Origin of the sequence: Methanosarcina baikalica (assembly GCF_031461075.1) — an archaeon.
GTDB classification, from domain to species: domain Archaea; phylum Halobacteriota; class Methanosarcinia; order Methanosarcinales; family Methanosarcinaceae; genus Methanosarcina; species Methanosarcina baikalica.
Window position 1 is genome coordinate 41526 of sequence record NZ_JAVKPK010000016.1, and the last position, 19758, is coordinate 61283.

15 protein-coding genes and 1 pseudogene are annotated in these 19758 nt (G+C 41.3%); 10 read left to right on the forward strand and 6 right to left on the reverse strand.

The features are described 5' to 3' along the window. Positions 1–379: 379 nt before the first annotated feature. The 5 genes from RG963_RS05570 to RG963_RS05590 all read right to left on the reverse strand — a co-directional run bounded on the left by RG963_RS05570 (position 380) and on the right by RG963_RS05590 (position 8254). On the reverse strand, positions 380–2035 hold the full coding sequence (locus RG963_RS05570; protein WP_310575286.1) for a PKD domain-containing protein: 1656 nt from the start codon (positions 2033–2035) through the stop codon (positions 380–382). A gap of 717 nt (positions 2036–2752) precedes the next feature. Then, positions 2753–4633, reverse strand: coding sequence for a PKD domain-containing protein (locus tag RG963_RS05575; RefSeq protein WP_310575287.1), 1881 nt, complete (start codon positions 4631–4633; stop codon positions 2753–2755). A 346-nt stretch (positions 4634–4979) separates the two neighbouring features. After that, positions 4980–5114: a hypothetical protein gene (locus RG963_RS05580; RefSeq protein ID WP_310575288.1), complete on the reverse strand. Its 135-nt coding sequence runs from the start codon at positions 5112–5114 to the stop codon at positions 4980–4982. Positions 5115–5276: 162 nt separating this feature from the next. Further along, positions 5277–7850 (reverse strand): PocR ligand-binding domain-containing protein, encoded by a 2574-nt coding sequence (locus tag RG963_RS05585; protein WP_310575289.1) that lies wholly within the window; start codon positions 7848–7850, stop codon positions 5277–5279. A 218-nt stretch (positions 7851–8068) separates the two neighbouring features. After that, positions 8069–8254 carry a hypothetical protein gene (locus tag RG963_RS05590; protein WP_310575290.1) on the reverse strand — a complete coding sequence of 62 codons (186 nt, stop codon included), beginning with the start codon at positions 8252–8254 and terminating at the stop codon, positions 8069–8071. Positions 8255–9167: 913 nt separating this feature from the next. Between RG963_RS05590 and RG963_RS05595 the strand changes: the two genes are divergently transcribed. The 8 genes from RG963_RS05595 (at position 9168) to RG963_RS05630 (ending at position 16965) form a co-directional block, all read left to right on the forward strand. Beyond that, complete coding sequence (locus tag RG963_RS05595; RefSeq protein WP_310575291.1) at positions 9168–9344, forward strand: winged helix-turn-helix domain-containing protein; 177 nt, start codon at positions 9168–9170, stop codon at positions 9342–9344. A 240-nt stretch (positions 9345–9584) separates the two neighbouring features. Next, entirely contained in the window at positions 9585–10091 is a 507-nt protein-coding gene (locus RG963_RS05600) for a flavodoxin family protein (protein ID WP_310575292.1), read from the forward strand. A gap of 78 nt (positions 10092–10169) precedes the next feature. Beyond that, positions 10170–12464: a CDC48 family AAA ATPase gene (locus RG963_RS05605; RefSeq protein WP_310575293.1), complete on the forward strand. Its 2295-nt coding sequence runs from the start codon at positions 10170–10172 to the stop codon at positions 12462–12464. A 266-nt stretch (positions 12465–12730) separates the two neighbouring features. Continuing rightward, positions 12731–13294 (forward strand): CBS domain-containing protein, encoded by a 564-nt coding sequence (locus RG963_RS05610; protein WP_310575294.1) that lies wholly within the window; start codon positions 12731–12733, stop codon positions 13292–13294. A 330-nt stretch (positions 13295–13624) separates the two neighbouring features. Continuing rightward, positions 13625–14776, forward strand: coding sequence for a pyridoxal-phosphate-dependent aminotransferase family protein (locus RG963_RS05615; RefSeq protein ID WP_310575295.1), 1152 nt, complete (start codon positions 13625–13627; stop codon positions 14774–14776). Between the two features lie 82 nt (positions 14777–14858). Continuing rightward, positions 14859–15323, forward strand: coding sequence for a riboflavin synthase (gene ribC, locus RG963_RS05620; RefSeq protein ID WP_310575296.1), 465 nt, complete (start codon positions 14859–14861; stop codon positions 15321–15323). A gap of 39 nt (positions 15324–15362) precedes the next feature. Further along, entirely contained in the window at positions 15363–15767 is a 405-nt protein-coding gene (gene ribH, locus RG963_RS05625) for a 6,7-dimethyl-8-ribityllumazine synthase (RefSeq protein ID WP_048108716.1), read from the forward strand. Positions 15768–15822: 55 nt separating this feature from the next. After that, positions 15823–16965 carry a pyridoxal phosphate-dependent aminotransferase gene (locus RG963_RS05630; protein ID WP_310575297.1) on the forward strand — a complete coding sequence of 381 codons (1143 nt, stop codon included), beginning with the start codon at positions 15823–15825 and terminating at the stop codon, positions 16963–16965. Positions 16966–17046: 81 nt separating this feature from the next. Here the strand turns inward: RG963_RS05630 and RG963_RS05635 are convergent. Beyond that, a pseudogene (locus RG963_RS05635) lies at positions 17047–17501 on the reverse strand (adenylyltransferase/cytidyltransferase family protein). A 326-nt stretch (positions 17502–17827) separates the two neighbouring features. Here RG963_RS05635 and RG963_RS05640 point away from each other — a divergent pair. Continuing rightward, positions 17828–19330 carry an L-aspartate semialdehyde sulfurtransferase gene (locus RG963_RS05640; RefSeq protein ID WP_310575298.1) on the forward strand — a complete coding sequence of 501 codons (1503 nt, stop codon included), beginning with the start codon at positions 17828–17830 and terminating at the stop codon, positions 19328–19330. A gap of 2 nt (positions 19331–19332) precedes the next feature. Continuing rightward, positions 19333–19719: a 4Fe-4S binding protein gene (locus RG963_RS05645; RefSeq protein ID WP_310575299.1), complete on the forward strand. Its 387-nt coding sequence runs from the start codon at positions 19333–19335 to the stop codon at positions 19717–19719. The last annotated feature ends 39 nt before the right edge of the window (positions 19720–19758 follow it).

Here is a 19758-nt window from a genome sequence, read left to right on the forward strand (position 1 = left end):
CGAAATAACTTAGGCAATGAATAATATAGTTGAAGTTAAATCAACTCATTCGTTTGTGAAAGTGATTTAAGTGATTTAATACATTCTTAAATACTGCCTATGTTATTTCGCTGCGAGTCCTAAGTACGGAATATGAACAGATAAAAACTAAATGAAAACATGTATAAAAAGCGGTTCATATTCAAATGTTAATCTAAGAGAATAGCAGGCTGAACATCAGGTTGCTTCTATACAAATCGGCAGAGAATATAGTTCCAGAGTCTGAGGAAAGGCTACTGTATAACTTAGAGCGTTAACCAATTTTGAATAAGCTGAATAATTCTAAAAAAGAAGAAATAAGGAGAAGCTCATTTAATCTCCTCTTCCATATTTAATAAGCTCATTTTCTTTTGGACACTGAGACATATTTACTCTTTTCTTCCGTGTCCATTCCGTTTGCATTCTTTACTGTCAAGCTGACGGTATATTTTCCAGCTTTACTGTATATATGTACAGGATCTTTGATTGTTGAATGTACTCTATCCCCAAAATCCCAGTTCCATTCTGTTGCATTTTCGGACAGATCTGTAAACTGTACCTCCAGCGGAGTATAGCCCGTAGTAACATCGCTGCTGAAGTCTGAAATAAGTACTTCCGATTCCGGTCCATCTGTTGGTGTAGATGTATTCTCATCAGTTGCGTTTCCAGTAGATGAATTTCCTGTTGCTGAATTCTCGTTAGTTACATTCCATATTTTTTCTAAGTTATTATTTGATATTTTTATTAAGTATTGGAAGTTATCCGCACCTTTTGGAAGAATGATGAGTTCCCACTCTCCTATTGCGCCAGGTGCGATATAGGTTGCTGTATAGTGATCTCGGACATTCTCATAAATTTTTTGATTCATATTTAACCACGTTGGGTAATAGGAGTTTTGAATATCGGCGCTACCACTTTCAGTTGAATTTGTAAAAGTCATATTGACAGGGTTGGAATTATATGCCAGTCCAAGTTCAAATGGTGGTTTATCTTTTTCCTGTGAGACACGCAATTGGTTATTCGATCTGTAACTATCACCCGAAACTTCTATAATTATGGGGTCGTCGGTCGTGGTGTAAAAAGTTTTCACGAAAGGAGCTGGCGGTTGCCAAACACTAAAATAGAGATTTATTCCAGGGTCATATCCGTCATTAGCTTTCCCATTAACATGCATGTTGATATACCCATTATAATTTCCGGTTGCATTTTCAGGAACATGTACCCGTATACTCATATTAGCGATTTCACCTGCTTTTATAGTTGAAGGTGCATAAATTTCTATTGTATCGTTGCCAAATGCCTGTTCGTAATCTGTATAATATTCATTGTATGTAATCAATGTGGGATTGATTGTAATATCTCTTGTTGCTACGTTTTTGACTTTTATTTTATACTCATTTTCCGTTCCAGCTTCAACAGTATCTGAAATATAACTTGCCTGAAGTTGTATCTTCTCCTCCGCTTGGACCCAGAGAACGAGCTGCATTGAATTGACATATTGAGGGTCATTGTAATCTTCTGTATAAGGCACAATGTCATCATTAAAGGCTATTTTGCCTTGATAGTATCCGCCTGGCGAGTCCCACGGGACATTTACTTCAATTGTAAAATATTGTACTGAGCTAGGAGCCACCGTTGCATTTGCCGGATATATATTAATCCAGCTTTCATTTATGCTGTTCGTATTAGATGTAGCTATAACTTTCGGATTTAAAAATAGGGTTTCATTACCGTTGTTAGTGAACCTCACAGTTATTTCGGTGCTATTTCCCTCACCTATATATGTATAATAATAAGACGGGTCTACAATAGTTGCATTTTCAATTATTGGATCCTCTATAGTTGAGTTTTCCGTAGTCGAATTCTCAATAGTTGTATTCTCTGACGTTGAATTATCTATGAAATTCATAGTGAACTGATTTTGATTCTCTGATGCAAATGCAGTATGAATTAATACCATACAAAGCAGCAACACAACAAATTGGAATATTGCCTTCTTTCCTTTACTTTTATTCATGCTTTTGACTCCTCTATGGCCAAACCATGTTCTAAATCCAATTTTTTGGATATATGCAAGAACATAACCATTTTTACGAAATCACTTAAAGCCCACAAGCACTTGTAGCGGTTATTGAAAAGAGTTCGAATTTTGTGGGCAGGCTCTTTAAATATACATTCTACTCACATCACAAACACCAATCTTTTAAAATTAATTAAACTAGTTGTAAACGTTTACTTATCTAAATTATTTATAAGTTTGCTCCATGTATTTGAGACTATATTGGGTTGCAGGAGGAATCATTAAATAAATCATATGTACGAAAGCCTATCTAAAGAGGAATAAAGACTGCCTGTAGAATATTCTACACGATGAGTCTGAGAGAAAAGTACATGTTAATAGGGCTCTATGCTAAATGTTTTGAATATGGAGAAGTTCTGTTTGCTAATAGAAATGCTAAGAAGGATATTAAAAGCTGATATCCTGATGTAGCACCTCTTTTAGTATCTCAATAGGGTGCCAAAGATCTGACATTCAATCGTATGGACTTTTTTCGAACTAATTTTCTCAGGTTTATACAAATCGGCAGAGAATGTAGTTCCAGAGTCTGAGGAAAGGCTATTGCAACATTGCCATCATTAAATTATTTTGGATGGGCTGAATAATTCTTAAAAAAGAAAGGGAAAATGTGAGGATTCTATCCTCACGGTTCTTCTCTTTTTAACCATACCTATCTTATTTTTTCACCGTAATATATCCGGACATTGTTTTAGTATTGCTGCCAGCTTTATTCGTTGCTGTCAAGTAAACAGTGTATTTTCCTGTTTTACTGTACCTGTGAGAAGGACTCTTAGAAGTTGAATATGTTCCATCACCAAAGCTCCATTTCCATGATGTTGGACTGTTTGTACTCTTATCCGTAAACTGAACCTTCAGAGGTGCTTTTCCAGATGTTGGGGATGCAGAGAATGCAGCAACCGGCTTTATAGGAGCTGCTTTAACAGTTATATAATTGGTTTTTATTTCTGTATCCTTGCCTGCTGCATTACTTACGGTCTCTTTCACTGTATAAGTTCCAGGTTTTGAATAGATATGTATTGGATTATACTCAGTTACCAGAGCAGATCCATCTCCAAAGCTCCATTTCCATGCAGTTGGTGATCCAGTGCTTTTATCTGTGAACTTGACTGTTAGAAGTGCATTTCCTGAAGTTGGGGATGCTGAAAAATCAGCATTTGGTGCAGCTGATTCCACAGTTATGTAATTTGTTTTTATTTCCGTATCTCTTCCATATGCGTTAATTGCAGTATGTTTCACAGTATAAACCCCGGCTGTTGAATAGGTATGCTCAGGGTTCTGTTCAGTTACCAAGTCAGAGCCATCTCCGAAATTCCATTTCCATTCAGTCGGAGAGCCTGTACTTGTGCTGGTAAATTTAACTTTCAGTGGGGCTTTTCCAGATAGAGAGGTTGCAGAAAAGTTAGCTACAGGTGGTTCTGGTGTAGGTTCGCTCTCTGAAAGAGTACCCATGTAAATATCGTAGTTAATTACATCGTTCTGGTTCCCGTTACGATCATCCTGCCATACTATCCTGTTCTCGTAGATGTCAGGTCCTCCCTGGCCTGATTCATTGGTAGTAATCTGAATTTCTGTAGAAGTAGAAAGGTTATACATGTAGATATCGCTATTACCGTTTCCCCAGGAGTCACGACCATCCGTCCACACTATCCTGTCTTTGTAGATTGCAGGGCCTCCACTTGTGCCATAATAGCCGGTAGCGATCAATGTTTCGGTTGAAGTGGAGATATCGAACATGCCGATATTATAGTTTGACGCTTCATCTTCAGCCGTCCATACTATCCTGTCCCCATAGATACCGGGGTTATAGTTCTGATATGAATATTTGGAAATATGAGTTTCCTTGTTAGCAGAAAGGTCATACATGTAAATATCGCATCTATAATATTCATCTTTATTGCGGTTATCCTGCCCCCACACTATTCTATCTCCATAGATATCAGGATCTTGCTGTATTGACTCATTAGTAGTTATCTGGTATTCAGTGGAAGTGGAAAGGTCATACATGTAGATGTCCCAGTTTCCATCAGGCCAGTTACTTTCATCCAGGCTCCCTCCATTGCGACCATCCATCCACACAATCCTGTTAGCGTAGATTTTAGGACTGCAAGCTTTTCCACTGGTTGTAATCCGAGTTTGCTTGGAAGTGGAAAGATCCTGCAAGTAAATATCATGGCCTCCATTGCGCTCATCTTCCCATACAACCCTATTTTCGTAGATATCTGGACTGTGCTGAGCTGCCGTATTGGTAGTATGAATTTGTTTTTTAGTGGACAGATCTTGTATGTAAATATCATTGTTTCCATTACGGTCATCGGTCCACACGATCTTGTTTCCATAAATTGAAGGTTCCCACGAATTTGATGGGTTTGTTGTTATTCTTGTTTCAGTAATCGTTGGCGAAGAGCTTTGTACAGTAGATGCCAGATTGTACTGATTCAATGTTGAATTATTACCTGCAGCCTGTGCTGGTTCATCAGCTGCAGCACCAATTCCAGAACCTGCCATTAATATTAGAATGGCAGATAATAATGCCATAAAACGATTTTTCATTTTCCACACTGGAAAAACCCCTATATCTATTTATTAAGCAGGCTGGAATGTTGCTTAAATGCTAAAGAGTTTTGAACTTTTGAAAATTATACAGCCTTAATACTCAAATATTTATATTATTATTTAATATTGCCGAAATTTTTCTATAACTCACTAGATTTATTTTCAAAAAGAAGTGGGGAAAAACCACCTTCTCCGAATTTAAGGAATATACACAATAGAGAAACGAGTCTAAATACTAATTTAAACCTTGAAGTCTTTTCATTTCCTTCAGTTGCCCTAATCGTAGTAGTGCTTTGATTACCGTTTTTAACTGTTGTAATAGGTTCTGCTACCCATGTGTTCTGCTCTTCTCTGCTCTTCTCTTCTCTGCTCTTCTCTGCTCTTCTCTTCTCTGCTCTTCTCTTCTTTTCTCTGCTCTGCTCTTCTTTTCTCTGCTCTGCTCTGCTTTCTTTCCTGTTATCACAAAAGGAGAACCAAGGAACATTTGCTGTGAAATACAGGATGAAGGCGCAAAAAGGGTAAAAGAGATTTCAAGAATCAAATGAGTTTTATCCTCTGCAAAAGGAAGAAAAAAGTTACAGAAGGAGAAGCCTGGAGGTACTGAATCCCAATAATCCTTGTTGGTTCATGTTTCTACATTGCTAAACCAGATGGTGAACTTTGTTCCATGATTCCGTTTGAGTTCTATACAGCCATCTATCTGCTCAACAAGAATATTTACAAGCTGGAGTCCGAGGGAATCCGCATTTGGAAATTCGATTTCTTCGGGAATGCCTTTTCCGTTATCCTCTACGGTGAGTACGTAATGAAAGCCCTTTTTTTCCATACAGGATGGGCATGGACCGGGAATGTCATAGTTTACGGCAAAACTTTCATTTTTGCAGAGTTTTATGCTAATTTCGCCTGCTCTTCCGGCAGGGAAAGCATGCTTTAGGGAATTTGAGACCAGCTCGTTCACAATAATGCCAAGAGGTATTGCAGTATCCATACCAAGATGGATCCCCTCAAGGTCCAGCTTAAGGACGATATCATTATTTCTAAGATTATATGACTCGAAAAGATTTGCAGTCAAGTTCTGAAGATAAGCTGCAAAATCAAGAGTTTTCAGTTCATCTCCTTTGTAGAGCTCTTCATGAATCAGAGCCATTGAAGCCACACGGTTCTGGCTCTCCGTAAAAGCTTCAACAACTTCCGAAGTGTGACAAACTTCGAGCGTAGAGAACTTTTCTGCCTGAAGGTCAAGCAGAGATGAGATTACTTGTAGGTTATTCTTGATTCTATGGTGGATTTCTTTTATGTGGGCTTCCTGTATTTTTTCCAGAGCTGCTTCTGCTTCTTTTCTTTTGGTTATATCTCTGTAAATAAGTGAAACAGCAGTGAGTTTCCCATAAATATCAAAAACCGGAGAAAGAGTTATTGAAACATTGATTATTCTACCATCCTTTCTTAATCGTAAAGTCTCGTATTGCTGGATCTTTTTTCCCTGTTTAACTCGTTCAACTAATTTTTTTGTTTCTTCCTCTAAATGAGGTGGAGCCAGGGTGTATATCGGCTTTCCTAGAATTTCCTCCGCTGAATAACCGTATATTTGCTCTGCTCCTTTATTCCAGCTTGTGATAATATAATCAAGCGACTCGGTTATAATAGCATCATCAGATGATTCCACAATATTTGCTAAGCTCTGAATCTTTTCTTCTGCTTTTTTACGCTCCGTAATATCCTGGACTGTCCCTCTCATTCGAACAGGAATATTTTCCTCATCAAAAATGACTTCTCCATGTGCATGAATTATGCGCTCTACTCCGTCGGCTGAGATAATCCTGTAATCAATTTCATAGGGTTTTCCATCTAATGCTTCTTTAACGGCTTTATCCACACAGTCTCTATCTTCTGGATGCACATAATTTAAGAATGAATCGTAAGTTGAGCCTAATTTTTGAAGACTTGGACCGAAAATACGGCAACTTTCATCAGACCAGTGCAATCCGTTGGTTACAATATTCCAATCCCAATTTCCAAGGTGTGCCATTCTTTGAGCTTCAGCAAGACTTTTTTCACTTTCCATTAACGCCTTATAAGCTTCTTCAAGTTCAGATGTGCGTGCTTTAACTTTTTCTTCTAAACTTTCATGTGCTTTTTTTAGAGCTTCTTCTGCCTTTTTAAGTTCGGTAATGTCTTGCGTTATGCCGAAGCCACCGACCACCGATCCGGCTTTGTCAAATTCAAGATATGCCTTTTCACGTACCCACTTGATCTTACCGTCTACGACAACTCGATGTTCGAGATCGTATGGTTCACCCTTTAACCCTGCTTTCCATTTCTTATCGACATACTCCCTATCATCTGCATAAACCGTTGAAAGAAAAGTCTCATAGGTCAAAGGGGTGCCTTTTGGGATGCCGAAGATACGGTGATTTTCATCGGACCATTTCAACTCATTTTTGCACACATCCAGATGCCAGCTTCCGATATTTCCCACTGCTTGGGCACGGTCGAAATCTTTCTTATTCTCCTGAAGAGCATCCACTAGAACATTGCGTTCCTCTAGCGAGTGGGCCAGCTTGATATTGCTATAACTTATCTGTGAGAGCATGTTGGCAAATGTCATGAAAAAGCCCATGCCTGTGTCCACAGCTTCCCTGCTCAACCGCGGAACTTTTTCAAGCGCTGCCATGTATTCTTCCTCATTAAAGCCATACTGTCTAGCTTGAGTCCTGAAGAATTCGTAGTCTACAGGCTCATCCTCAAAAAAGAACTGCCCGCCGAAGACATAGCCAACATGCTGGTCACCCACCAGGATGGGAGTCACGATGTCCCACATGTTGTTCTTGCACTTATACATTTTAAACTCTCCAGGGGTAACGCCTAAAGATAGCTTTATGTTACTTTCTACGCAGTGTTTGCAGGTTTCGGGATGGACTCTGTGGAATTTGGTGCAGATATCCTGCCATCCTACACCTACCAGGACATTTCCATTGAGATCGTTTAAGCCTATGGGAATATGAGTAAGTTTATAGAAATCGTTCATTAGGGGTTGGATAGCCTGGATGTCAATAATGTCAGCCAGCTCAAGGTTCTCTATCCTCCGAGAAGATGAGAAGCCGTTCTGCAATCTCAGCTTGAGACATTCCTCTCTCTGGCCCGGTGCTTCCTCATCTCGCTTTTTCTCAATACCAGAATCTCTCGGTTTTTCTCTCATCTCACACCTTCTCCAACCACGAAGAGCTCAATTTGTTTGTCGCTTCAAACAGGCCAGGTCCAATTATTATTCTCTATTGTTCCTAGCAAATTCCGTTTTGGTAGCAATGCAGATTCTCATTCGATTATATTTATAAATCATGCTATATACTAATAACAGCTCGCATGTGAAGTGTTTGAAAGAAGTAGTATAAATTGCATCGTCGGCTTTACCCTTTCCTATGCCTGCTGCACCATATGCCAAGCTTCATGAGGTAATGCCTCTCCTGCCCTGGAGCTACATAAATACTCGTCCCCTGGAGTATGTATCCAAAGCCTCCACTTCAGCAGGTTTTCAGCAGGTTTTGATGAGTTATAATGCACCCTTACATCGCTCTTCATATCCGTTTTTGATTTCTTCACCATTTACGTAAACCTCAACGACGCCAGACTTTTCAATCTTCACAAAACGTCTCCATTTTTCGAGGCGATGACCACATATTTCATCTATTTCTTCATCTTCGAAATAATTAAACAAATTCCGCAATCCGCACTCCTCTCAGAAATCTTTTTTGCATTCAAGCCATAAATCATTAAGCTTCAAGCTTTTATGACAATTATTTTTTTGTAAGCTGTTATCGCAACTACAATTCTCTAGGCTTTTATCGTAATTTTCACTCTCTGAACTTTCATCGCAATTATTTTTCTTGAAGAAATTTGATATTAAAGGATTAATGGCCTTAGAATGTGAATTAAAATCATCATTTATACTAGAATTCCAAATAAAGTCTTTAAAAACTGTGGGGATTCTGCGTTCTAATCAACGGGCCCACCATACTCTTGTGAGTTAAATTATTTATGAGCTCCTTAAATTTATTACCTAGTATTGGCTCACATATAACTTACATATATACTTTTGTGTATCTTTTCAGTTTTTATTTATATATTTCTAGTGTATATTATCCTTTTTCAAAACTGATTTTTGTTTTAAAAAGACTAAACAACAGCTGTTTCCTGTTTTTTCTCCTATAATTTCCCCTTTTTCTCTTATAATTTCCCCTTTTCCTCCTATAATTTCCCCTTTTCCTCGGCCGCAAACGTAAATCATCAGTTATAATCATTTTTCTTTATAACTTGATATTTTATATAATACTGATATTGTTATATAGAAAGGAAAACGATTAAGATTTAGAATCTTTGTTACCTACAAAAAGATACGCTTTAATATTTTTTAAGCGTAACTTCATACAAAGATTATTTCCAAATCTACAGTGGGGGAGGAGTCAGTATTAAGAGAAGGAGCAGGACTGATATTGCAGTAGATATTTTAAGAGTAGCAATGAATGGGGCGAAGAAAACTCATATTGTATATGAGGTAAATCTAAACTTTAATATTGCTCAGAAATACCTTGAAATGTTGAAAGAAAAAGAGCTTATCAGACATGAAAATGGGATTTTTATCACCACCGACAAAGGAAAAGTTTTTCAGGAAATGGCTAAGGAACTCAAACTTTAAGCAGCTTTTAATTTCTTTTTAATTTTTTATCAAGTATTCCCATTTTTTCCTTTTTTCGGTTTACTTTTATATTGCATTCTAAACGGATTTTTCGTTACTCTTACTTCTTTTAACATTTCAATTACAAACCCCAGCCAGGAAGCATTTGAGGAAGAGCTGTCTGTAAGTAATTCAGTACTAATATTTCTGAATTATCATGCGCCCCCGTATATATAAAGGCAGTTTGGAAATATATATACTATGGCGATGAAGGTACTTTTCTTAAATTGCACATTGAAAAAACCGCCTATGATTTCGAATACCTGTGCTCTTATTGATAATTCAGAGGCTATTTTTAAAGAACATAGTGTTGAAAGTGAAATAATAAGGATTATAGATAACGTAGCTTTCGGGGTTTCCTCGGATGAAAGAGGAGGAGATGAGTGGCCTTTGATCCTTGAAAAAATAACGGCCTGTGATATCCCGATAATAGCATTTCCGATCTGGGTCAGGGTACGTTCTTCGGTAACCCGGATGGTTATCGAAAGGCTGGATGGGACATACGTCGAGAGGAGACCCCAAACCAGGCAGTATGCCCTTCATGGAAAGGTTGCAGGGGTGATAGTTACTGGAAATGAAGACGGGGTGCACAATGTCGCCGGCACCACGCTTTTCAACAGAAAATATTTAGCAAAGTTGCTTAAAGAAAACTCTATCCCTACCAATTTAAAAAAACTTGATGAGGGGGCAAAGAAGGTAAGCGCCTGAAGCTGACTAGCCCGAAAGCCGCTGATTTTTTTTCACAAAAGTCCTGAACACTCTTACTGCTGTAAATGGGGGTATTATTTGACTGATAAGGATAAAACAATAATTAAATTGAAGGTTGCAGAGGCTGATCAACGGGATGTTGGAAAAGGCATAGTTCGGATAGACGAAAGCTTCAGGGAAAAACTGGGCCTAAATTCCTTTGATGTTGTGGAAATCAGGGGAGAGAAGGCAACTTCAGCCCTCATAGGGCGGCCTTATCCTAGCGATGAGGGCCTTGACATCGTTCGTATGGACGGGCTTATCCGAACGAATTCGAAGACAAGCATAGGGGAATATGTGGAAATCCGCAAAGCAGAATGGAAAGAAGCAAAACATATGACCCTATCTCCCGTAATGAGAGGTCTGCAGATCTATGCTCCCAGTGAGATTCTCAGTGGGGTCTTCATGAACCGTACGGTTTCGAAAGGGGACTTCATCTCCACCACCAGCTTAAGGAAGTCCAGAGAGAAGGACACCTATAGCAAGGGACTCATGTTCGATGACTTTTTCCAGGACTTTTTCGGGCAGGGTTTCGGCCCCTCATTCGGACTCGGAGAAATCAAGCTGCAGGTTGTTTCCACATCTCCGTCTGGGATCGTAAAGATCACGGACATGACCGAAATCGAACTCCTTCCCGAAGCCGTGGAAATTGCTCCTGAGCAAAACATTCCCACTGTTATGTACGAAGATCTGGGTGGGCTCAAGGATGCCATTACAAAGGTCAGGGAAATGATAGAACTTCCTCTAAAACACCCTGAACTTTTTGACCGGTTAGGGATTGATGCCCCAAAGGGAGTTTTGCTTCACGGTCCTCCAGGGACGGGTAAGACCATGCTTGCAAGGGCGGTTGCAAATGAATCGGATGCTTATTTTATATCTATTAACGGCCCGGAAATAATGTCTAAATATTACGGGGAATCCGAAAAAGCGATCCGTGATATCTTCGATGAGGCCGAAAAGAATGCCCCTGCAATTATCTTTCTGGACGAGATCGATTCCATTGCTCCAAAAAGAGCTGAAGTCACAGGGGAGGTTGAGAGAAGAGTGGTCGCCCAGCTCCTTTCCTTGATGGACGGCCTGAAAAGCCGTAAAAACGTGATCGTTATAGGTGCAACAAACCGCCCCGAAGCTCTGGACCTGGCATTACGTCGTCCAGGTCGGTTTGATAGGGAAATCGAACTCCTGGTCCCGGACACGGAAGGCAGGCTAGAGATTTTCCATATCCATACCCGGGGGATGCCCCTTACCGAGAACGTAAACCTCAAGGACCTCGCCCAGATTACCTATGGGTTTGTAGGGGCTGACGTTGCAGCACTCTGTCGGGAAGCCGCCATGAGTGCTCTTCGGCGTATCCTTCCGAAGATCAACCTGAAAGAACCCCAGATCCCAAAAGAAATCCTGGACTCCCTGCAGGTCACAAGAGCAGACTTCGAAGATGCCACGAAAGAAGTCCAGCCCTCAGCTATCCGGGAAATACTTATTGAGATTCCCAACGTTAGCTGGGATGATGTGGGCGGTCTGGAAGATATAAAGTGCCTCTTGAAAGAAGCCGTGGAATGGCCGCTTAAAAATCCTGAATCTTACCGGGACATAGGGGTGGAAACTCCTAAAGGAGTGCTTCTATATGGCCCCCCTGGCACTGGAAAGACCCTCCTGGCAAAAGCTATTGCCCATGAATCCGATGCCAACTTTATCACTGCTAAAGGAAGTGACCTCCTCTCCAAGTGGTACGGAGAGTCGGAAAAGAAGATTGCTGAGGTCTTCATGCGGGCAAGGCAGGTTGCCCCTTCGATTGTTTTCCTGGACGAACTTGACTCTCTTGCCCCCATTCGTGGAATCTCCGCAGGGGAGCCTCAGGTTACGGCTCGGATACTTAATCAGCTCCTTTCCGAAATGGACGGGCTCGAAGAACTTAGGGGGGTGGTGGTTATCGGCGCAACCAATCGCCCTGACATTATTGATCCTGCTCTCATCCGGCCAGGGCGTTTTGATGAACTTATTCTCGTACCGATTCCTGGTGAGGAAGCTCGAAGGGAAATTTTCAAAGTTCACACCGCGAAAATGGCTCTTGCAGAGGATGTTGATCTTGAAAGTCTCGTTTTAATGACAGATCAGTATACAGGTGCAGACATTGCAGCTGTGTGCAAAAAGGCGGGAAGGTATGCCCTACGTGAGGACCTTCACGCAAAAAGTGTCAAGCAGAGGCACTTCATTAAAGCAATTGCAGAATCAGGTCCTTCAGTTACTCCGGATACTATGAAATATTACGAAGCGATAAAAGGCGAGCTCAGAACCAGGAAATCTAAGGAAATAGAAAACCCCTCTTATAGCTGAGTAAGGACGGCGATTTATTTTACTATTATTTCCTATTTATCTATTTAACCCAATTTCCTTATGGCATTATTAAATTTTTTACTCTGTTATTGAACTAGATGATCTTTAAAGTCGACCAATTTTTTAATTAGATTCATTCTTACTCACCTGTGTTACAAAGCTTTTTCCGAGAGCGATTTTCTAGTTCCGAGATTCATTTATATCTATACTTTGTTAATTATGTTAACCAATGATATTAAATATCATAATTACTATCGGTAATATATATGCAGCTTCCAACACCCGAAGATCTTAAAAAAAGAAGAAATGAACTCGGGCTTACCCAGAGCGACTTGGCTAAAAGGGCAGGAGTAAGCCAGCCTCTTATAGCTCGTATAGAATCAGGAGATGTGGACCCAAGACTTTCGACTGTCCGGAAAATCCTTGATGCTTTTGAGGAAGCTGAGAAGGAACAGCAGATTATCATAAGAGATTTGATGCATTCCCCTGTTATTCATGTTTCTCCGGATGACTCCTTGGAAGAGGTAGTAAACTTGATGCATGTTCATGGTTTTTCACAAATTCCTGTGCTTGACGGTGACATTCCGGTTGGAAGTATTTCGGAAGATATGATAGTGAAATTAATGGGCGAAAATAAGAAAAAATCAATTTCCCAGTTGAAAGTCTCCGGGATAATGGGAGAGTCTTTCCCAACAGTATCTCCCGGCATTTCTATCTCAATAGTTTCGCATATACTGGAAGGAAATCCTGCAGTACTGGTGGTGGAAAAAGGGACCGTAGTGGGTGTCGTAACAAAACATGATGTTATGAGGCTCCTTCAGAACCAATAACCGGAATCCTTCTTCCTAACAGGGTGACGTCTGAGGCTGAACATGGAAAGCACATCAATTATATACTAGGATTCAATTAAACCTGAACTCTAAATTTGATTTAATGCTTGATCTGTCCAAAGTAACTGTATTTAATAAATCCTGTTAAAATAAGTGCCAGGATAATAAGAGATACTTTAGAGCCGTTAGGGCACACCGTATCCATACCGATATAACTCTGAATTATTTAATAACTGTAGGATTTTAAAACTACAGAATTTTATAAAAATTTCCTTAAATAGATAAAAACAAAAACCGATTAAATATTTGAAAATGTGGAGCATAATACATATGGATCTGGAAGATACCCTTCTCATGATGCCTGGTCCCGTACCTGTTGCACCCAGAGTCCTTAGAGCCATGTCAAAACCGATGATCAATCATCGGAGTGCGGAATTTGCCGGAATTTATACCGATTGCAGGGAAATCCTTTCCAGCGTTTTCCAGACAAAGAATAACATTTTTTTGCTCAGTGGTTCGGGAACTGCGGGAATGGAAGCTGCTGTCGGCTCTGTGGCTGGAAGCGGGGACAAAGTTATTGCCATAGAAAATGGTAAATTTGGAGAGCGCTTTAAAGATCTTGCAGCCCGCTATGCGGAAGTTGTTCCCCTTGTATTCGAATGGGGCCTTCCGATTGACCTTGAAATGGTCAAGGAAAAGCTTGAGGAAGGAGCAAAAGCCATCACCCTTGTCCACAATGAGACTTCAACAGGTATTCTTAACCCGGCCTCAGAAATTGGCAAACTTGCTAAAAAACATGACGCCCTCTTTATCATGGATGGCGTGACCTCTCTTGGAGGAGATGACGTCAAAGTCGATGAATGGGGAGTTGACATTGCAATTGTAGGTTCACAGAAGTGCCTTGCAGCCCCTCCAGGGCTTGCAGTCGTTTCCGTAAGTGAAAAAGCTTTCGAGGCTATGAAGAGTGTCTCAAAAAAGCCCTACTACAACGACCTCATGGCATATAAAAAGAGTGGGGATAAACCCAGGCCAGAAACACCCTATACTCCTGCAATTCCTCTTTTCTACGCACTTCAGGAAGCCCTGCATATCGTAAAAGAGGAAGGAATGGAGGCGAGAATTAAAAGGCACAGAATTCTTTCAGAAGCCATAAGAGCGGCAGTTGCCGAGATGAAGATCGAGATGTTCCCGCAGCTTAACGAGTACAGCCATTACTCCAATACGATCTCTGCCATGAAAGCTCCTGAAGGCATTGATGGAGAGGATATAAAGAACGATATGAAGAAGAGAGGCGTAATTATCGCAGGCGGGCAGGAACGCCTGAAGAGCAAGATTTTCAGAATCGGATGCATGGGAAATATTACAGCAAGGGATGTACTCTCAACCATCCAGCAGTTGGAAATCGTACTGAATAAACGTGGTTACATTGAAAGCCTGGGAGCAGGCACAGAAGCTGCAACCAGGGTTATTGATAGGGTCTGAATAGTCTAAATTTATAGATCTATTAAACCTTTTCAGGAAAACCCAAAAAATATTTTAATCTTGAAGTTCCGATCGGATTCACATGCCTACAATAGGAATTGCAGATACCACATTCGCACGCTGTAATATGGGGCGTGCGGCAATTGACGAGATACAAAAAAATGTATCCGTAAAAATTAAGAGAGTTACCGTACCCGGGATAAAGGACCTTCCGGTCGCAGCCAAAAAACTTATTGAGGAAGGGGGTTGCGATATCGTCATGGCCCTCGGCATGCCCGGTGCAAAGCAACAAGACAAGATGTGTGCGCATGAAGCTTCACAGGGTCTTATCATGGCCCAGCTCATGACCAATACCCATATTATCGAAGTCTTTGTCCATGAGGATGAGGGAAAAGATGAGAAAGAACTTGCTTTTCTTATGGACAGACGAACCCGGGAACACGCTTTAAACGTGATAAAATTGCTCTTCAAACCTGAAAATTTAATTCGGGAAGCCGGTACCGGCCAGAGGCAGGGTTTTGAAGATGCAGGCCCATTGAGGATTTGAATCAATTTAAGTAAAAACAATGACTGGAGACCTTATTAGATGACTATCAGCCTAGGATTTGTTGTAGCTGAATTTAACAGGGATCTGACTTATCAGATGGAACTGCTTGGAAGAGAACACGCAGAGTTCCTGGGGGCAACAGTTAAAGAGACCATTCTCGTTCCTGGGGTCTTTGACATGCCCCTTGCAATCAAGAAGCTTTGCCAGAGGGATGACATCGATGCCGTGGTTACTATAGGATCTGTAATCGAGGGTGAGACTGATCATGATCAGGTTGTTATGCAGCATGCTGCAAGAAAAATCATGGATCTTTCCCTTGAGTTCAATAAACCTGTAACTCTCGGGATTCCAGGCCCAGGCATGACTCGGATGGCAGCTCATGAGCGTGTGGACTATGCAAAACGAGCAGTTGAAGCTGCAGTAAAGCTGGTGCGGCGGCTGTGAATTCCTGTGATCTTTTAAATAAGCTACCAAAATGTAACAAACCAGGATCATCCCCATGACATCCACAAGGCTCAAGCGTGTAGAAGAATCCGCAACGATCAGGATCTCCAACATTGCAACCAGAATGATTAAAGAGGGTACAGACGTTATCAATTTCAGCCTTGGTGAACCTGATTTCAATACCCCGAAAAATATCTGCGATGCTGCGGCAAAGGCCATGTATGAGGGAAAAACCCACTATTCCCCTTCCGGAGGCATTCCGGAATTGAGGGCAGCCATTGCCGAAAAATTAAGAACGGAAAACAATCTCGACGTGACCGATTCAAGCGTGCTGGTAACTCCAGGGGCAAAGCAGGGAATTTTTGAAATAATGTTGGGTGTCCTCGATGATGGGGACCAAGCTGTTCTGTTTGATCCTGCATGGGTAACTTATGACGCATGCATCCGGTTTGCAGGAGCAGATACTGTTTGGGTTCCAACAGTACCTGAAAAAGGTTTCCTGCCTGACAATTTTGCAGATTACATAAATGATAAAACCAAACTCATTGTTGTAAATAGTCCGGGAAACCCGACAGGTGGGGTATTCGGAAAAAAGACTCTGCAATGTATTGCCGATCTTGCGATTGACCACGACCTTACAGTCGTTTCAGATGAAATCTATGAAAAAATTATCTATGATAGGGAGCATATCAGCATCGGCAGCTTTGACGGGATGCAGGAAAGGACCATTACGGTAAATGGCTTTTCCAAAGCATACGCCATGACAGGCTGGAGGCTCGGCTACCTGACTGCTCCTCCTGAAATCTTCAAGCTTCTTCTTAAGATTCAGTCCCATTCAGTTAGCAGCGCGACTACATTTGTTCAGTACGGTGGGCTTGAAGCCCTTCAGGGCCCTCAAGATGGCGTTAAAGCAATGGTGGACCGTTTTAAGGTACGCCGCGATGTCCTTATTGACGGCCTTAACAAAATGGGCCTTGAATGCAAAAAACCGGATGGAGCTTTTTATGCTTTTGCTAATGTCAGCGAGTATGGAAATGGCACTGAGGTTGCAGAGAGGCTCCTGAAAGAAGCTCAGGTAGCAGTTACGCCTGGAATCGCTTTTGGTGCTTCTGGCGAGGATTTTGTCCGAATTTCCTATGCCACGTCAATTGACAGGATCAGGGAAGCCCTTGAAAGACTTGAAATAATATTTGCATAAAATTCAGTACAGCAAATAAACTCTCTAAAAATGGGTAAGAATAAAAGTTATCAATTGAATACGAAAACGGTAGGGGTCTGTTTACCCGTACCGTCTAAGAACCTCTTTTATGATTGCACCTGTACTGCAAAAGGGGCATTCCTTTGAAAGCGGAATCCTGACCACGTTTGCGGGAAGCCCTCTTTTTGTAAGTTCTTTTTCCAGCATATCGGTGTCAAAGCGCTGGTCGTAGCCCAGAGTAATTATATCAGGCCTTATATGCTTCAGGGGTTCAAACATATCTTTTTCGCTGCCAAGGAACGCTCTCTCTACCATACCGAGCGCATTTACCATTTCCAGTCGCTGCTCTTCGGGCACAATGGGCTTTGGCTTGTGAGTTACATTTGAATCTCTGGCAACAATGACGAAAAGTTCGTCTCCCAGAGCCCGTGCCTGGGTTAGGAAATAAACATGTCCGGGATGGAGAAGGTCAAAAGTCCCGGTAGCAAGTACACGTGTCAACAGATCACCTGGTCTCGGGTATATCCTGCAAGCATAAGAAACTTACTGAAAATAACCCTGTCCCCGGCCTCATAAGAACTCTACGTTATTCAAACTGTATACTGGATGGGCTTTTACAATCTATTTATAGCCAAATATTATAATGATGGAATTTCAATTATCGTAAGTAATATATATGGTCTGCAAATATAATTATTGTTCATCGAACTCACGATGAGAATCTGGAAGTCTGAACCTAAATCAAATTCAGACGCAGCTTTCCGTTTTTCTGGCTGGGCTGTTACCTTTTACATTATCACAAATAATATATATTTTTAATAAATATTGCTATCCAGATAAATTTATAAAAAGAGGAAACTCAATGATTAAAAAATCGATTCATGAGATCAATAAAAAAATTGAAGATGGGAGCGTCAATGTAGTCACAGCCGAGGAAATGGTCGCAATTGTTGAAGACCTTGGCGTGGAAGGCGCTGCAAAAGAAGTAGACGTAGTTACTACAGGCACGTTCGGAGCTATGTGTTCATCCGGTTTGATGCTCAACCTTGGTCATTCTGAGCCACCTATTAAAATTCAAAAGGTCTGGTTCAATAATGTAGAAGCATATAGTGGACTTGCAGCCGTGGATGCTTACCTTGGGGCTGCCCAGATTTCAGATACTCGGGGAATTCAGTATGGTGGGGCTCATGTTATTGAAGATCTGCTCAGGGGAAAAGAGATCAATATTCACGCAACCTCATATGGTACGGACTGTTATCCCAGAAAAGTGCTTGATACGACACTTACCCTTGAAGATCTGAATGAAGCAGTCCTTCTGAATCCCAGGAATGCCTACCAGAAATATGCAGCTGCAACCAACAGTTCCAAGAGGATTTTAAATACCTATATGGGTGAACTTCTCCCCAATTTCGGAAATGTAACCTATTCAGGGGCAGGGGTGCTTTCTCCCCTTTCAAATGATCCAAATTATGAAACTATCGGTACCGGGACCAGAATTTTCCTTGGGGGGGCACAGGGCTATGTTATAGGGAACGGAACCCAGCACTCTCCCTCTTCCGGGTTTGGCACCCTGATGCTCAAGGGAAACCTGAAGGAGATGAGCCCTGATTATTTAAGGGCAGCTTCATTTACCGGATATGGGACCACCCTTTATGTGGGAGTTGGGATACCTATCCCTATTCTCAATGAAAAACTTGCGGCTGCAACTGCAGTTCGTGATGAGGATATAACAACCAATATCCTGGATTATGCAGTAGGCAGCCGGGAAAAACCGGTTATCAGACCTGTAAACTATGCTGAACTTAAATCAGGTATGGTGAAAATTGACGGAAAGGATGTGCCTACTTCTTCTCTTTCCAGCTTCAAGAACGCAAGAAAAATCTCCACTGAATTAAAGGAATGGGTGAAGCACGGAAAATTCTTTGTCAGCCTGCCCGTGGAAAGACTTATTGGAGAGGGTCTGGCCAAATCCATGAAGCAAACCCAGGCTGTACCCCTTGTAAAGGATGTAATGTCCGACTTTATTGTGACCATTAAAAAATACCAGACCGTTCAGGAAGCTGCAAAGAAGATCTGGGAAAACTCTTTTAATCACCTGGCGGTGGTTTCTGATACAGGTGAACTTGTTGGAATTCTGACTGCCTGGGATATCTCCAAAGCTGTTGCAGAGAACAGTTTTGATTCTGTTGAAAGTGTTATGACTAAAAAGGTGCTGACCTGTGCCCCGAACGAACCGGTCGATCTTGCAGCCCGCAGACTGGACCGTTATGGTGTGTCTGCTATGCCGGTAATCAGTCCTCAAAGAAAGGTTCTCGGAATAATAACAAGCGATAATATAAGCAAGCTCTTTGCACGGAGGTACTGAATATGAAAATAAAGATCAGCATCCCTACGGAGAGGATTCATAACCCGATTATTTCCGAGTCTATAGTCGAAACCGGAATCCTGATTAATATAATGGTCGCAAATATCGACTCGACTTACGGCGAACTGATTGCGGACGTAAACGATTTACGGTTCGATAGAATAAAAAACGCTCTTGAGTCCAGAGGAGCAATAGTTTCCATTCTGGATAGGCCAATTCACAGGGATGAGGACGAATGTGTAGATTGTGGGGCATGTATTTCGGTCTGCCCTATGAATGTTTATTCTTTTGATGAAACCTGGGGTATTCAGGTGGATGAAAAGAAGTGCATTCAATGCGGTATGTGCATCAAGATGTGTCCGCATGGCGCCTTAAAGCTAGGGGAATGAAGAAAAGAAAGGAAGATTAAGCAAAAAAGTATTCCCTTG

Excerpts from the sequence above, each read along its gene's own strand:
- RG963_RS05570 (WP_310575286.1), bottom strand. The coding sequence starts at position 2,035 with ATGAATAAAAGTAAAGGAAAGAAGGCAATATTCCAATTTGTTGTGTTG.
- RG963_RS05575 (WP_310575287.1), bottom strand. The coding sequence starts at position 4,633 with ATGGCATTATTATCTGCCATTCTAATATTAATGGCAGGTTCTGGAATT.
- RG963_RS05585 (WP_310575289.1), bottom strand. The coding sequence starts at position 7,850 with ATGAGAGAAAAACCGAGAGATTCTGGTATTGAGAAAAAGCGAGATGAG.
- RG963_RS05590 (WP_310575290.1), bottom strand. The coding sequence starts at position 8,254 with ATGGTGAAGAAATCAAAAACGGATATGAAGAGCGATGTAAGGGTGCAT.
- RG963_RS05595 (WP_310575291.1), top strand. The coding sequence starts at position 9,168 with ATGAATGGGGCGAAGAAAACTCATATTGTATATGAGGTAAATCTAAAC.
- RG963_RS05600 (WP_310575292.1), top strand. The coding sequence starts at position 9,585 with ATGGCGATGAAGGTACTTTTCTTAAATTGCACATTGAAAAAACCGCCT.
- RG963_RS05610 (WP_310575294.1), top strand. The coding sequence starts at position 12,731 with ATGCAGCTTCCAACACCCGAAGATCTTAAAAAAAGAAGAAATGAACTC.
- RG963_RS05615 (WP_310575295.1), top strand. The coding sequence starts at position 13,625 with ATGGATCTGGAAGATACCCTTCTCATGATGCCTGGTCCCGTACCTGTT.
- ribC (WP_310575296.1), top strand. The coding sequence starts at position 14,859 with ATGCCTACAATAGGAATTGCAGATACCACATTCGCACGCTGTAATATG.
- ribH (WP_048108716.1), top strand. The coding sequence starts at position 15,363 with ATGACTATCAGCCTAGGATTTGTTGTAGCTGAATTTAACAGGGATCTG.
- RG963_RS05630 (WP_310575297.1), top strand. The coding sequence starts at position 15,823 with ATGACATCCACAAGGCTCAAGCGTGTAGAAGAATCCGCAACGATCAGG.
- RG963_RS05640 (WP_310575298.1), top strand. The coding sequence starts at position 17,828 with ATGATTAAAAAATCGATTCATGAGATCAATAAAAAAATTGAAGATGGG.
- RG963_RS05645 (WP_310575299.1), top strand. The coding sequence starts at position 19,333 with ATGAAAATAAAGATCAGCATCCCTACGGAGAGGATTCATAACCCGATT.